Genomic DNA, 14,775 nt, shown 5'->3' on the forward strand with positions numbered 1-14,775 from the left:
GATTTGTACCTGTGTGATTATCCCTTGGGGAGGCTTGGACGAGGTATGACCCGCGTCCAGGCCTCAAATGTGTAAACGATGTCCCCGGTTTCAGATGTAAACGATGTCTACGGTTCTACACCCCGATTGCGGTGTGTCAGTCTCAATCTCTTTAACTGAACCACCGCTATCGGGGGCAAGCCCCCTCCTACATTGGACTGCGTCAGTCTTCGAACTGGCGGCGTTCTGCCTCGATGGCCTCGGCCAGTGCCCGGGCTTCGTCTTCTTCGTCGCTCAGGGGCGGTTGTTCGAGGGCGGCGACGGCGGCCAGGAGTTTTTCGCGGGCTTCGGCCACGCCGAGGATATCGTCCTCAGGTTCAGGCTCGACCTCCACGCTCACCTGGGCGTCCGGCTCGGCCGCACCATCGCGCAGCAAGTCATCAAAGTCGGTCTTGATGCCCTGCTCCATGTCGTCCAGTTCCAGCAACAACGTATGGAAACTGGTTTCGTCCTTGGGCTCTTCCGGCTCGGCGGTGGCGTCGGCCAGTTCCTGCAGGCTCGCCGGGACCGGGGCGTCGTCGAAGTCGAGCACCGGCTCGGCCTCCATCTCGCGCAATTCGGCCAGGGGCGGCAGGTCGTCGAGGTTTTTCAGGTTGAAATGGTCGAGGAACACCTTGGTGGTGGCGAACATCGCCGGTTTGCCGGGCACGTCGCGGTAGCCGACGATGCGGATCCACTCACGCTCCAGCAGCGTCTTGACGATATGGCTGTTGACCGCCACGCCCCGCACGTCCTCGATTTCGCCACGGGTGATGGGCTGGCGATAGGCGATCAGCGCCATGGTCTCCAGCATCGCCCGTGAATAGCGCTGCGGGCGCTCTTCCCAGAGGCGGCCGACCCACGGGGAAAACTTCTCACGGATCTGCAGGCGATAACCCGACGCCACCTCGCGCAGTTCAAAGGCGCGGCCGTCGCAGGATTTGCGCAGGATTTCCAGTGCCTTCTTGAACACCGGCGGTTCAGGGCGCTCGGCTTCCTCAAACAGTTCGAACAGACGCTCCAGGGATTGCGGCTTACCCGAGGCCAGGAGAAAGGCCTCCAGTAACGGGGCCAGTTCGCGGGGTTCAGTCAGATTCATCGTTTCAGCTCTTTATTCGGCTCGCGCCCGCACGTGGATAGCCGCAAAAGGCTCATTCTGGACCAGCTCGACCAAGGACTCCTTGACCAGTTCGAGGACCGCCATAAAGGTCACCACCACCCCCAGGCGCCCTTCTTCCGCCGTGAACAGCTCCACAAACGGCACAAACCCGCCGCCCTTGAGGCGTTCGAGTACATCGCTCATGCGCTCGCGGGTGGACAGGGCCTCGCGGCTGACCTGGTGGTGCTCGAACATATCGCCACGGCGCAGCACCTCGGCCATGGACATCAGCAACTCTTCCAGGCTCACGTCCGGCAGCAGCTTGCGTGCACGGGCCTCGGGGGCGTCGAGCTTGGGTACCACCACGTCGCGACCGACGCGGCTCAGGCCGTCGATACCTTCGGCGGCGGCCTTGAAGCGCTCGTATTCCTGCAGCCGGCGGATCAGTTCGGCGCGCGGGTCGTCCTCTTCGGCCTCGACCGTCTCCGCGCGCGGCAACAGCATGCGCGACTTGATCTCGGCGAGCATGGCGGCCATCACCAGGTACTCGGCAGCCAGTTCCAGGCGTACCGACTGCATCAATTCGACATAGCCCATGTACTGGCGGGTGATTTCCGCCACCGGGATGTCGAGGATGTTGATGTTCTGCTTGCGGATCAGGTACAGCAGCAAGTCCAGCGGGCCCTCGAAAGCCTCAAGGAAGACCTCCAGGGCGTCCGGCGGAATGTACAGGTCCAGCGGCATTTCCAGCACCGCCTGGCCGTAGACCATGGCAAACGGCAGCTCCTGCTGGGCGCCCGCCTGGCTGTCGACGGTTTCCACGGCTGACATTCAGGCCTCGGCCATAAAGGGCGCAGGATCGCCGCAACCGACACGGATCACTTCAGGTTCGCCGTCGGCCAGGTTGATCACGGTGGAGGCCTTGTTGCCGCCGAAACCGCCGTCGATGATCAGGTCGACCTGTTTTTCCAGCAATTGGCGCATTTCGTATGGGTCTTCCAGGGGCTCGGTGTCGCCGGGCATGATCAGCGACACACTCATCAACGGCTCACCCAGCTCGGCCAGCAACGCCAGGGCGATGGGATGCTCCGGCACCCGCAGGCCAATGGTGCGTTTTTTCGGGTGCAGCAGCAGGCGCGGCACTTCGCGGGTCGCGTTGAGGATAAAGGTGTAGGGCCCTGGCGTGTGGGCCTTGAGCAGGCGGAAGGTGCCGGTGTCGACCTTGGCGAACAGGCCCAGCTGGGACAAGTCGCTGCAGATCAGCGCGAAGTTGTGCTTGTCATCCAGCTGGCGCAGGCGTCTGACACGCTCGACAGCGCCCTTGTCACCGATCTGGCAACCGATAGCGTAGGACGAATCGGTCGGGTAGATCACCACACCGCCGGCGCGAATGATCTCTACGGCCTGCTTGATCAGGCGCGCCTGGGGGTTTTCCGGATGAATCTGGAAGAATTGACTCACGGGTTCTACCTGTTCAGACGGTGGCAATAATGGGGTCATGCTTGAATCTCCCCCACAACAGCGGCAAATCTTCCGGGACCGCGCGGTACTCGCCGATCTCGGACCAGCCGCCAGGGCCATGAAAGTCACTGCCGGCGCTGACCAGCAGACCAAATTCGCGAGCAAGGATCGACAGGCTGCCCACCTGCTCGGCGGGTTGAAAGCCGTTGACCACTTCAATCGCGTGACCGCCAGCTCCAATATAGTCGCCAATCAGCTTGCGACGCTTGCTGCGGGTGAAATCGTAATGCCAGGGATGGGCCAGGCTGACCCAGGCTCCGGAGGCCCGCAGGGTCTCGACGGTGTCTTCGAGGGTCGGCCAATGTTGCTTCACATCGCCCAACTTGCCGGCGCCGAGCCACTTGCGAAAGGCTTCGGCGCGGTCTTTGACAAAACCCTCACGCACCATCCAGTCGGCAAAGTGCGGACGGGCCGGCGCGTTGCCGCTGTCACCCAGTTCCTGCTGGATGGCGCGGGCGCCGTCGAGGGCGTTGGGCATGCCTTTGAGGCTGAGTTTTCGGCTTATTTCTTCGGACCGCAGCCAGCGGCCATCGTGCAATTGCGCGATAGCCTCCACCAGCGGCGGCGCTTTTTGATCGAAGCCGTAGCCGAGCACATGAATGGTGGCGCCGCCCCAGGTGCAGGACAATTCCACCCCGTTGACCAGCTGCATGCCCAGGGCATGGGCCGTTGTACGGGCTTCGTCGAGGCCTTCGAGGGTGTCGTGGTCGGTCAACGAGAGGACTCGCACGCCTTTTTCAAACGCACGCGCAACCAGTACCGCGGGCGCCAGGGCGCCGTCGGAGGCCGTGCTGTGGCAGTGCAAATCAACATTCACGGGGGGGTGTAACCTCAAGTCAGCTGGCGCTATCGCAACCAAGGATGTTTGTTATTATGCCGCCACATCCAGCTTCTGGCTCTTACTGTGAAACAATTCATCGACTTCATCCCGCTGTTGCTGTTTTTCATCGTTTACAAACTCGACCCCAGGGTCATCGACCTGGCCGGCCATGAGCTGACTGTCGGCGGCATCTACAGTGCCACCGCCGTGCTCATCATCAGCTCTGTGGTGGTCTACGGCGCCATCTTCATTTCCCAGCGCAAACTGGAAAAAAGCCAGTGGCTGACCCTGGTCGCCTGCCTGGTCTTCGGCAGCCTGACCCTGGCCTTCCACAGCGAAACCTTCCTGAAATGGAAAGCGCCGGTGGTGAACTGGCTGTTCGCCCTGGCGTTCATCGGCAGCCACTTCATCGGTGATCGCCTGCTGATCAAGCGGATCATGGGCCACGCGCTGACCCTGCCGGAACCGGTGTGGACACGCTTGAACCTGGCCTGGATCGCGTTTTTCATCTTCTGCGGCGCCGCCAACCTGTTCGTGGCGTTTACCTTCCAGGACTACTGGGTCGACTTCAAAGTGTTCGGCAGCCTGGGCATGACCGTGCTGTTCCTGGTCGCCCAGGGCATCTACCTGTCGCGCCACCTGCATGACACCGAGCCTACTACGCCGAAAACCGAGGACTGACATGCTCTACGCCATCATTGCCACCGACGTCGCCAACTCGCTGGAAAAACGCCTGTCCGTGCGCCCGGCCCACGTCGAGCGCCTGAAAGTCCTTCAAGCCGAAGGCCGCATCGTGCTGGCCGGCCCGCACCCGGCCGTGGACAGCAACGACCCGGGCGACGCCGGTTTTACCGGTAGCCTGATCGTCGCCGAGTTTGCCTCGCTGGCCGATGCCCAGGCCTGGGCCAAGGCCGATCCCTATGTCGCCGCAGGGGTCTACGCCGACGTAGTGATCAAACCCTTCAAGCAAGTCCTGCCCTGATCCCGATTGCGCCGAACCTATTGAGTACGGCGCACTCCTAATTGCTCATTATTTTCGGCAACCTGCCGACAACGTTCTGAATATTCGTGTGGAATCAGGAGTTCCGATGCGCTTACGTCAGTTGTGTCTGTTGGCAGTGTTAATGATCGGGGCTACGGCCCACGCTGAAGAAACCTCGAGCACCGGCAGTTCCACGCCCCTGTCCTTGAGCGCCGGCGCCCAGATCACCGAGTTGCAGCAACGTTTGAAAGAAAGCGAACGGCAACGTGAAGAACTGAGCAAGCAACTGCAAAGCGCGGATGCCACCCGCGAAAGCGCTCAATTGAGTCGCCTTCGCCAGGAGAACCAACGCCTGGCCCAGCAACTCAAAGATGCACAGGGCGGCGCCTTGACCCGCTGGCTGACCGAGCAGCAACAATGGTTCGTCACCGGTGGGGCCGTCGCACTGATCGCCCTGTTGTGCGGGATCTTCGCCAGCGGTGGGCACCGTCGCCGTCGACAATGGCTAAATTGAGTGAGTCATGAGCGAGCTGTTACTGATAGATGATGACCAGGAGCTCTGCGAGCTGCTGAGCAGTTGGCTGAGCCAGGAAGGTTTCCAGGTGCGCGCCTGCCACGACGGCTTGAGCGCACGCAAGGCCTTGGCCGACAGCGCCCCGGCAGCGGTAGTGCTGGATGTGATGCTGCCCGACGGCAGCGGCCTGGAGCTGCTCAAGCAATTGCGCAACGACCACCCGGAGCTGCCGGTGCTGATGCTTTCGGCGCGGGGCGAACCCCTGGACCGCATCCTCGGCCTGGAATTGGGCGCCGACGACTACCTGGCCAAGCCCTGCGACCCGCGCGAACTCACCGCGCGGCTGCGCGCGGTATTGCGCCGCAGCCACCCGGCCGCCGTGTCCAGCCAACTGGAACTGGGCGACCTGTGCTTCAGCCCGGTGCGCGGCGTGGTCAGCATCGATGAGCAGGAGTTCACCCTCACCGTCTCCGAAAGCCGCCTGCTGGAAGCATTATTGCGCCAGCCCGGCGAACCGCTGGACAAGCAGGAACTGGCGCAGATCGCCCTGGGCCGCAAGCTGACCCTTTACGATCGCAGCCTGGACATGCACGTCAGCAACCTGCGCAAGAAGATCGGCCCGCACCCCGATGGCCGGCCACGGATCGTGGCGTTGCGCAGCCGGGGCTACTACTACAGCCTCTAAGTCCCCTTCGCTCCTGCAGGGTTTTGTCAGTTCACAACAAAACCCTCTTTACCCAAGCTTTACCCACACCTGACCGCCGCTGACCTTGATCTCCGTAATCTACTCACATCCGGACTCACCGGAATAGAGACAGGAGAATCACCATGCGCAAGACCCTTATCGCTTTGATGTTCGCCGCCGCCCTGCCGACCGTTGCCATGGCCGCACTGCCTGAAGGCCCGGGCCCGATGGGCGGCCCTGAAGGGCACATGATGGGTGGCCCGGGCCACGGCGGTGAACACGGTCCGCGTGGCAAAGGCGGCCCTTTCAGCCAACTGGACCTGAGCCGCGAACAGCGCGAGCAGATCGGCAAGCTGATGGGTGACCAATGGCACGCTCGCAAAGACCTGGTCAAAAAGTACCTGGACAAGCTCCCGGCCGCCGACCAGAAAGCCATGCAGGATGAAATCGCCGCCGGCAAGCAGAAGACCCAGGCCGATATCCGTGCCGTGCTCAAGCCTGACCAGCAGAAGAAGTTCGACGAGATCGTCAAGAAGCAAGAACAGCGCCGTGCCGAATGGAAGGAATTCCAGGCCTGGAAAGCGCAACAGCCGCAAAAAGCGCAATAATGCCCCCGCGTTAACACTCCCAGCCCAGTGGCCACCGCCACTGGGCTTTTCCTGTTTGAGGGTTTCCTGTGCGTTCATTGTTCTGGCGCATCCTGGCCAGTTTCTGGCTGGCCATCGCCCTGGTTGCCGGGTTGTCGATCCTGCTTGGGCACATGCTTAACCAGGATGCCTGGATTCTCAGCCGCCACCCCGGCCTCAATAACCTCGCGCAAGAGTGGACCCAGCTCTACGAAGCCCAGGGCGAGGATGCCGCCCAGGACCTGCTGCAACAGCGCAAGCGCCAGTACCACATCGACGTGCAAGTGCTCAACGAAAGCGGCGAGCCGGTGGTGCGCGGCACTTTCCCGCGCCGCGCCGCTGCCTTTGAAGCCCGGCAGAACGACAGCAAGGAAGGCCATCTGCCCTGGCGACGCCTGACCGCCGAGTACACCAGCGAGAAGACCGGCGACACCTACCTGTTGATCTACCGCATCCCGCACCCGGAGCTGGACGAGTGGCACCGCAGCAGCCTGGCATGGCCCTTGAGCGCACTGGTGATTGCCCTGGTGGTGCTGACCTTGTTCAGCCTGTTCGTCACCTTGTCCATCACCCGTCCACTGAGCCGCCTGCGCGGCGCGGTGCATGACCTCGGCCAGGCCACCTACCAGCAGAACAGCCTGGCGCAACTGGCCAACCGCCGCGATGAGTTCGGCGTACTCGCCACCGACTTCAACCGCATGGGCGCACGCCTGCAAAGCCTGATCGGCAGTCAACGCCAGCTGCTGCGCGACGTGTCCCATGAGCTGCGCTCGCCCCTCGCGCGCCTGCGCATCGCCCTGGCCCTGGCCGAACGCGCCAGCCCCGAAGAACGGGAAAAACTCTGGCCACGCCTGACCCGCGAATGCGACCGCCTGGAAGCGCTGATCAGCGAGATCCTGGTACTGGCCCGCGTCGATGCCGACAATGCCAGCGCCGAAGACGTCGACCTCATCGCCCTGCTCAAAACCCTGCAAAAGGATGCCCAACTCAGCGCGCCGGACCAGGTGGTGCAACTGAGCACCGACGCCGACCTGCAACTGAAGGGCTGGCCGACCATGATCGAACGGGCTGTGGATAACCTGCTGCGCAATGCCCAGCGCTTCAACCCGCCGGGGCAACCGATCGATTTGCACGCCCAGCTCCAGGGCGAACGTATCCTGATCAGCGTGCGCGACCATGGCCCCGGTGTGGACGCCGAACACCTGAGTCAACTCGGTGAACCGTTCTACCGCGCTCCCGGCCAGACCGCCCAAGGCCACGGCCTGGGCCTGGCGATCGCGCGACGCGCGGCCGAACGCCACGGTGGCAGCCTGATCCTGGCCAATCACCCAGCCGGTGGTTTTATCGCCAGCATCGACCTGCCGTTGGAACCGGGAGTTGTCACGCCGGTGTGATGATCTTCTATAGTGGCCCTTCTCTTACGGAGGGCCTTTGATGACTGACCTGCTGACTCCCATCCAAGCCGCACTCGATCTACCCCACACCCCGCTGACCTTCACCGAGGCTGGCGCCCTGCCCTCGACCTTCGCCGTCACCGAACTGGCCAGTGCCAGCATCGGCGCCGCCGGGCAGGCCGTCGCCCAGTTGATCCGGCAACGGACCGGGCGCCTGCCCGACGTGACCGTGGACCGACGCCTCGCCTCTTTCTGGTTCTCGTCCTCGATCCGCCCGCTGGGCTGGCAAGTGCCGCCGTTGTGGGATCCGGTGGCCGGCGATTACGCCAGCGCCGATGGCTGGATTCGCCTGCACACCAACGCGCCTCATCACCGTGCCGCCGCCGAGCGGGTGCTGGGCACGGTCGCCGACCGCGCCGGGATGGCCGGCAAGGTCGCGGCGTGGAACGCGGCAGAACTGGAACAGGCGATTGTCGACCAAGGTGGCTGCGCCGCGCAGATGCGTGCGTGGCAAGCCTGGCAGCAGCACCCGCAGGGGTTGGCGGTGAACGCCGAGGCGTTGGTCCAACGCCAGACCTTCGAAACCACGACCGACAAACCCTGGCACGGTTCGCTGGCACGCCCGCTGGCCGGCCTCAAGGTGCTGGACCTGACCCGCGTATTGGCCGGCCCGGTGGCCAGTCGTTTCCTTGCCGGCCTCGGCGCGGATGTACTGCGCATCGACTCACCCACCTGGAACGAGCCCGGCGTAGTCCCGGAAATGACCCTGGGCAAACGCTGCGCGCGCCTGGACCTGAAAACGCCCGAAGGTCGGCGGGTTTTCGAGCATTTGCTCAGGGACGCCGACATCCTGTTCCACGGTTACCGCGCTGACGCCCTGGAGCATCTGGGCTACACCGCCCCCGAACTGCAACACCTCGCCCCAGGCCTGATCGACGTCAGCCTCAACGCCTACGGCTGGAGCGGCCCGTGGCGTAATCGCCGGGGCTTCGACAGCCTGGTGCAGATGAGCAGCGGGATCGCCGAGGCCGGCATGCTCTGGAAACACGCGGATAAACCGCTGCCACTGCCGTTGCAGGCGCTGGATCACGCGACCGGGTATCTGATGGCGGCCAGTGCGATTCAGGCGCTGGGCGAACGGTTGCAGTCGGGGCGCGGTGGTTCGGCGCGGTTGTCGTTGGCACGCACCGCAACGTTACTGGTGCAAGCAGGCCAAGTGCCCGACCAACCGGCGTTGCGCGAGGAAGAACCAGGGGATCAAGGCCTGGTCGTCGAACAGACCGCCTGGGGCCAGGCCCATCGGCTGCTGCCCCCGCTGACCATCAGCGGTACGCCATTGCAATGGGATTTGCCGGCGGGAGAATTGGGCTCCCACCGGCCTCAATGGTGACTTGACGGCCGCTATCGGGAGCAAGCCCCCTCCCACACTTTGATGGGTGAACATATTCAAAATGTGGGAGGGGGCTTGCTCCCGATGAGGCCAGTACCGTCACCCCATCACAACGACAACACCCCGCTGTACAACCCATACGCCGCCAGCCCCGCGCCGGCGATCACGCAGCTGAAAATGCCTTTCTCAACGTGGGTGAACAACGGCTGGCCCTGTTCGCGCTTGGCCAGGGCGAACAGGATCACGCCCGGCGCATACAGCAGCGCCGACAGCAGCAGGTATTTAAGGCCCCCGGCGTAGAGCAACCATACGGCGTAACCCAGGGCGATCAACCCCACCAGCAGGTCCTTGATGCGATGGCGGTGGGCACCTTCATAGGTTTCACCACGCCCGCTCAGCAACACCGCGTAGGCCGCCGACCACAGGTAAGGCACGAGGATCATCGACGACGCCAGGTAGATCAGGGTGGTGTAGGTGCTGTGGGAAAACAGCGTGATCACCAGGAAGACCTGGATCATCACATTGGTCAGCCACAAGGCGTTGACCGGCACCTGGTTGGCATTTTCCTTTTTCAGGAAGGCCGGCATGGTCTTGTCATGGGCGGTGGCATAGAGGATCTCGGCACACAGCAGCGCCCAGGACAGCAAGGCGCCCAGCAATGAAACCGCCAGGCCGATACTGATCAGCAACGCGCCCCAGGGCCCGACGATATGCTCGAGCACACCGGCCAGGGACGGGTTTTGCAGGCCGGCCAGCTCCGCCTGGCTCATGATGCCCAGGGACAACACATTCACCAGCACCAACAGCGCCAGCACGCCGAGAAAGCCGATCACCGTGGCCCGCCCTACGTCCGCACGCTTCTCGGCCCGCGCCGAATACACACTGGCGCCTTCGATGCCTATAAACACAAATACCGTGACCAGCATCATATTGCGCACCTGGTCCACCACACTGCCGAATTGCGGCTTTTCCAGGCCCCAGATGTCAGCCGTGAAGATATCGGCCTTGAACGCCACGGCGGCGATCACCACGAACATCAGCAGCGGCACCAGCTTGGCCACGGTGGTGATCTGGTTGATGAACGCGGCTTCCTTGATCCCGCGCATCACCAGGAAATGCACGGCCCACAGCAGCAACGATGCGCAGCCGATGGCCACCGGCGTGTTGCCTTGGCCGAACACCGGGAAAAAATAGCCGAGGGTGCTGAACAGCAACACGAAATAACCGACATTGCCCATCCACGCGCTGATCCAGTAACCCCAGGCCGATGAAAAACCCATGTAGTCGCCGAAACCCGCCTTGGCGTAGGCGTACACCCCGGAATCCAGTTCCGGCTTGCGATTGGCCAGGGTCTGGAAGACAAACGCCAGGGTCAGCATGCCCACGGCGGTGATCGCCCAACCGATCAACACCGCGCCCACCTCCGCGCGCGCGGCCATGTTCTGCGGCAACGAGAAAATCCCCCCGCCGATCATCGAGCCCACCACCAGGGCAATCAGGGCGCCAAGCCGAAGTTTCTGGGCCGGTTGAGACATGCAGACTCCTGAATAAGATTTGAGCTGACAACCGTGCACTCAACTAATTAACTCAGCGAGTGTAGCGTTTATTAAAGACAGCGATAAAATCGCCACGCTCATAACTCAACGGCATGACAGTTTTTATAGTTTAGGCTTATTTAGAATTTAAATACGCCGAATACTTTGTCGCTTCCAAGCTATTTATTGTCGCCGTTGCGAAAAGTTTGCACATTCGGGAAAACGGGCTAGTTTCAAACGTCCATACGCAGCACTAAATGATTGACCAAACCGCAGAGACCGCTCTGGAAAGCGCCTTTGCGCGGAAAACTATTGCCCAGGACTTTCCAGTCTAAGTCATTAATTCACAATGGAATGTGCCAATGAAGTGATCTGAGTCAGCTGTTTGATTAGCGCACGGAATTATTCTGTGGTCTCTCTTCTCCTGCATTGGAGTTATGCGATGTCTGAATCTCCCGGAAAACTTCGATTGGGTGCACTGGTTGCACTTGTCGTCGGCTCAATGATTGGCGGCGGGATCTTCTCTCTGCCGCAAAACATGGCCGCCAGTGCCGATGTTGGCGCGGTATTGATCGGCTGGGTGATCACCGCCGTGGGCATGCTGACCCTGGCGTTTGTCTTCCAGACCCTGGCCAATCGCAAACCTGACCTGGACGGCGGCGTCTACGCCTATGCCAAGGCCGGCTTCGGTGACTACATGGGCTTTTCGTCGGCCTGGGGTTACTGGATCAGCGCCTGGTTGGGCAACGTCGGTTACTTCGTCCTCCTGTTCAGCACCCTCGGTTACTTCTTCCCGATCTTCGGCGAAGGCAATACGCCTGCGGCGGTGATTGGCGCGTCGGTCTTGCTCTGGGCCGTGCACTTTCTGGTGCTGCGCGGGATCAAGGAAGCGGCGTTCATCAACCTGGTGACCACCGTCGCCAAGGTGGTGCCCCTGGTGCTGTTCGTGTTGATCGCCGTGTTCGCCTTCAAGCTGGACATCTTCACCGCTGACATCTGGGGCGTGAAGAACCCGGACCTGGGCAGCGTGATGAACCAGGTGCGCAACATGATGCTGGTCACCGTGTGGGTGTTCATCGGCATCGAAGGCGCGAGCATCTTCTCGGCACGCGCCGAAAAACGCAGCGACGTCGGCAAGGCCACCGTGATCGGTTTTATCACCGTGCTGCTGTTCCTGATGCTGGTGAACGTGCTGTCCCTGGGCATCATGACTCAACCGGAGCTGGCCAAGCTGCAGAACCCGTCGATGGCCGCCGTGCTGGAGCATGTGGTGGGCCACTGGGGTGCGGTGCTGATCAGCGTCGGCTTGATCATCTCGTTGCTGGGTGCGCTGCTGTCGTGGGTGCTGCTGTGTGCGGAGATCATGTTCGCCGCCGCCAAGGACCACACCATGCCGGAGTTCCTGCGTAAGGAAAACGCCAACCATGTGCCGGCCAACGCCCTGTGGCTGACCAACGCCATGGTCCAGATATTCCTGGTGATCACGCTGTTTTCCGCCAGTACCTACCTGTCGCTGATCTACCTCGCCACCTCGATGATCCTCGTGCCTTACCTGTGGTCGGCGGCCTACGCGCTGCTGCTGGCGGTACGCGGCGAAACCTACGAAAACGCCCTCAAGGAGCGCAGGAAAGACCTGTTTATCGGCGCGATCGCACTGATCTACGCGGTCTGGCTGCTCTATGCCGGCGGCACCAAGTACCTGCTGTTGTCCGCCCTGCTCTATGCCCCCGGCGCGATCCTGTTCGCCAAGGCCAAGCATGAACTGGGCAAACCGATTTTCACCAACGTCGAGAAGCTGATTTTCGCCGCAGTCGTCATTGGCGCCCTGGTGGCTGCCTATGGCCTCTACGACGGCTTCCTGACTCTGTAACTGATGTTCACTGGAGGATCTGTAATGACCACGGAAAAAGTGAAGTACGGCGTACATTCCGAAGCCGGCAAACTGCGCAAAGTCATGGTGTGCTCCCCAGGCTTGGCCCACCAGCGGCTGACCCCTAACAACTGCGATGAACTGCTGTTCGATGACGTGCTCTGGGTAGCCCAGGCCAAGCGCGACCATTTCGACTTCGTGACCAAGATGCGCGAACGGGACATCGATGTGCTGGAAATGCACAACCTGCTGACCGATATCGTTGCCAACCCCGAAGCCCTGGACTGGATCCTGGAACGCAAGATCACCTCCAACACCGTGGGCCTGGGCCTGGTCGAGGAGGTCAGCTCCTGGCTGCGCAGCCTGGAGCCACGCAAGATCGCCGAGTTCCTGATCGGTGGCGTGTCGGCCGATGACCTGCCGAGCAGCTTCGGTGGCAAGACCATCGAGATGTTCCGCGACTTCCTCGGCCACGCCAGTTTTATCCTGCCGCCGCTGCCCAACACCCAGTTCACCCGCGACACCACCTGCTGGATCTACGGCGGCGTGACGCTCAACCCGATGTACTGGCCGGCGCGACGCCAGGAAACCCTGCTGGCCAGCGCCATCTACAAATTCCACCCCGAGTTCACCAACGCGGACTTCCAGATCTGGTACGGCGACCCCGACCAGGAACACGGTGCCGCCACGCTCGAAGGCGGTGACGTCATGCCGATTGGCAATGGCGTGGTGTTGATCGGCATGGGCGAGCGCTCGTCCCACCAGGCCATCGGCCAACTGGCGCGCAACCTGTTCAAGAACAAAGCGGTGGAACGGGTGATCGTTGCCGGCCTGCCGAAATCCCGCGCGGCGATGCACCTGGACACCGTGTTCAGCTTCTGCGACCGCGACCTGGTGACCATCTTCCCCGAAGTGGTCAACCAGATCGTGCCCTTCACCCTGCGCCCTGACGAAAGCAAACCCCACGGCATCGACATCCAGCGGGAGAAAACCAACTTCCTCGAGACCGTGGCCGCAGCGCTCAACCTCAAGGCCCTGCGCGTGGTCGAGACCGGCGGCAACAGCTTCGCCGCCGAACGCGAGCAGTGGGACGACGGCAACAACGTGGTGGCCGTGGAGCCTGGCGTAGTGATCGGCTACGACCGCAACACCTACACCAACACCCTGCTGCGCAAGGCCGGCGTGGAAGTCATCACCATCAGCGCCGGTGAACTCGGCCGTGGCCGTGGCGGCGGCCACTGCATGACCTGCCCGATCATCCGCGACCCTATCGACTATTAAGGAGATCCCATCATGGCTTTCAATATGCGCAACCGCAGCCTACTGTCGCTGATGCACCACACCACCCGCGAGCTGCACTACCTGCTGGACCTGTCCCGCGACCTCAAGCGCGCCAAATACACCGGCACCGAGCGTCCGCACCTGCAAGGCAAGAACATCGCGCTGATCTTCGAAAAAACCTCGACCCGCACCCGTTGCGCCTTCGAAGTGGCGGCCCACGACCAGGGTGCCCACGTCACCTATATCGACCCGGTGTCGTCGCAGATCGGCCACAAAGAAAGCATGAAAGACACCGCCCGCGTGCTCGGCCGCATGTTCGACGCCATTGAATACCGTGGCTTCGAGCAGGAAATCGTCGAAGAACTGGCCAAGTTCGCCGGCGTGCCGGTGTTCAACGGCCTCACCGCCGAGTTCCACCCGACCCAAATGATCGCCGACACCCTGACCATGCGCGAGCACAGCGACAAGCCGCTGCATGACATCAGCTACGCCTACCTGGGCGACGCGCGCTACAACATGGGTAACTCGCTGCTGATGATCGGCGCCAAGCTCGGCATGGACGTGCGCATCGGCGCGCCGAAAGCCCTGTGGCCCCATGAAGACTTCATCAAACAGTGCCAGGCCTTCGCCGAGGAAAGCGGCGCGCGCATTACCATCACCGAAGACCCGAAAGAAGCGGTCAAGGGCGTGGACTTCATCCACACCGATATCTGGGTGTCCATGGGTGAGCCGGTGGAAGCGTGGGACGAACGCATCGAGCAACTGCTGCCGTACCAGGTCAACGCCAAGATGATGAAAGCCTCGGGCAACCCTCGGGTGAAATTCATGCACTGCCTGCCGGCGTTCCACAACAGCGAAACCAAGGTCGGCAAGGACATCGCCGCACGTTATCCGAACCTGGCCAATGGTGTGGAAGTGACCGAGGAAGTCTTCGAGTCGCCGGCCAACATCGCCTTTGAGCAGGCGGAAAACCGCATGCACACCATCAAGGCGATCCTGGTGTCGGCACTCGCGGATATCTAAAGGCTACACGGTCAAAT

15 protein-coding genes are annotated in these 14,775 nt (G+C 62.1%); 10 read left to right on the top strand and 5 right to left on the bottom strand.

Going from position 1 to position 14,775, the window contains the following annotated elements:
• Positions 1 to 202 precede the first annotated feature (202 nt).
• The 4 genes from scpB to J1N02_RS07085 form a co-directional block, all read right to left on the bottom strand.
• Positions 203 to 1,117, bottom strand: coding sequence for an SMC-Scp complex subunit ScpB (gene scpB, locus J1N02_RS07070; RefSeq protein WP_027605573.1), 915 nt, complete (start codon positions 1,115 to 1,117; stop codon positions 203 to 205).
• A 12-nt stretch (positions 1,118 to 1,129) separates the two neighbouring features.
• Positions 1,130 to 1,828, bottom strand: a complete 699-nt coding sequence (locus tag J1N02_RS07075; protein WP_169898658.1) for a segregation and condensation protein A — start codon at positions 1,826 to 1,828, stop codon at positions 1,130 to 1,132.
• A 120-nt stretch (positions 1,829 to 1,948) separates the two neighbouring features.
• A complete protein-coding gene (locus tag J1N02_RS07080) occupies positions 1,949 to 2,578 on the bottom strand; it encodes an L-threonylcarbamoyladenylate synthase (protein WP_027605571.1) in 630 nt (209 codons plus the stop codon).
• A gap of 13 nt (positions 2,579 to 2,591) precedes the next feature.
• Positions 2,592 to 3,455 carry a PHP domain-containing protein gene (locus J1N02_RS07085; protein ID WP_027605570.1) on the bottom strand — a complete coding sequence of 288 codons (864 nt, stop codon included), beginning with the start codon at positions 3,453 to 3,455 and terminating at the stop codon, positions 2,592 to 2,594.
• Between the two features lie 87 nt (positions 3,456 to 3,542).
• Here J1N02_RS07085 and J1N02_RS07090 point away from each other — a divergent pair, with 87 nt between their 5' ends.
• The 7 genes from J1N02_RS07090 (at position 3,543) to J1N02_RS07120 (ending at position 9,049) form a co-directional block, all read left to right on the top strand.
• Positions 3,543 to 4,139, top strand: a complete 597-nt coding sequence (locus J1N02_RS07090) for a septation protein A (protein WP_027605569.1) — start codon at positions 3,543 to 3,545, stop codon at positions 4,137 to 4,139.
• Position 4,140: 1 nt separating this feature from the next.
• A complete protein-coding gene (locus J1N02_RS07095; RefSeq protein WP_027605568.1) occupies positions 4,141 to 4,440 on the top strand; it encodes a YciI family protein in 300 nt (99 codons plus the stop codon).
• A 106-nt stretch (positions 4,441 to 4,546) separates the two neighbouring features.
• The gene (locus J1N02_RS07100; RefSeq protein WP_027605567.1) at positions 4,547 to 4,954 is read left to right on the top strand and encodes a translation initiation factor 2; all 408 of its coding nucleotides are present in this window, start codon (positions 4,547 to 4,549) and stop codon (positions 4,952 to 4,954) included.
• 7 nt (positions 4,955 to 4,961) lie between these two features.
• A complete protein-coding gene (locus J1N02_RS07105) occupies positions 4,962 to 5,639 on the top strand; it encodes a response regulator transcription factor (protein WP_027605566.1) in 678 nt (225 codons plus the stop codon).
• Between the two features lie 143 nt (positions 5,640 to 5,782).
• Entirely contained in the window at positions 5,783 to 6,247 is a 465-nt protein-coding gene (locus J1N02_RS07110) for an LTXXQ domain protein (protein WP_027605565.1), read from the top strand.
• 68 nt (positions 6,248 to 6,315) lie between these two features.
• A complete protein-coding gene (locus J1N02_RS07115; protein WP_092358406.1) occupies positions 6,316 to 7,659 on the top strand; it encodes a sensor histidine kinase in 1,344 nt (447 codons plus the stop codon).
• A 40-nt stretch (positions 7,660 to 7,699) separates the two neighbouring features.
• Complete coding sequence (locus tag J1N02_RS07120) at positions 7,700 to 9,049, top strand: CoA transferase (protein WP_419480097.1); 1,350 nt, start codon at positions 7,700 to 7,702, stop codon at positions 9,047 to 9,049.
• A 107-nt stretch (positions 9,050 to 9,156) separates the two neighbouring features.
• Here the strand turns inward: J1N02_RS07120 and arcD (J1N02_RS07125) are convergent, their stop codons facing one another.
• Complete coding sequence (gene arcD, locus J1N02_RS07125; RefSeq protein WP_027605562.1) at positions 9,157 to 10,584, bottom strand: arginine-ornithine antiporter; 1,428 nt, start codon at positions 10,582 to 10,584, stop codon at positions 9,157 to 9,159.
• A gap of 442 nt (positions 10,585 to 11,026) precedes the next feature.
• Between arcD (J1N02_RS07125) and arcD (J1N02_RS07130) the strand changes: the two genes are divergently transcribed.
• Genes arcD (J1N02_RS07130) through J1N02_RS07140 form a run of 3 tightly spaced genes read left to right on the top strand, consistent with a single transcriptional unit; the run spans position 11,027 to position 14,758 of the window.
• On the top strand, positions 11,027 to 12,454 hold the full coding sequence (arcD, locus tag J1N02_RS07130; protein WP_027605561.1) for an arginine-ornithine antiporter: 1,428 nt from the start codon (positions 11,027 to 11,029) through the stop codon (positions 12,452 to 12,454).
• 24 nt (positions 12,455 to 12,478) lie between these two features.
• The gene (gene arcA / locus J1N02_RS07135; protein WP_027605560.1) at positions 12,479 to 13,735 is read left to right on the top strand and encodes an arginine deiminase; all 1,257 of its coding nucleotides are present in this window, start codon (positions 12,479 to 12,481) and stop codon (positions 13,733 to 13,735) included.
• A gap of 12 nt (positions 13,736 to 13,747) precedes the next feature.
• Positions 13,748 to 14,758: an ornithine carbamoyltransferase gene (locus tag J1N02_RS07140; RefSeq protein WP_027605559.1), complete on the top strand. Its 1,011-nt coding sequence runs from the start codon at positions 13,748 to 13,750 to the stop codon at positions 14,756 to 14,758.
• The last annotated feature ends 17 nt before the right edge of the window (positions 14,759 to 14,775 follow it).

Source organism: Pseudomonas sp. NFX5 (assembly GCF_049132125.1).
Classification (GTDB): Bacteria; Pseudomonadota; Gammaproteobacteria; order Pseudomonadales; family Pseudomonadaceae; genus Aquipseudomonas; species Aquipseudomonas marginalis.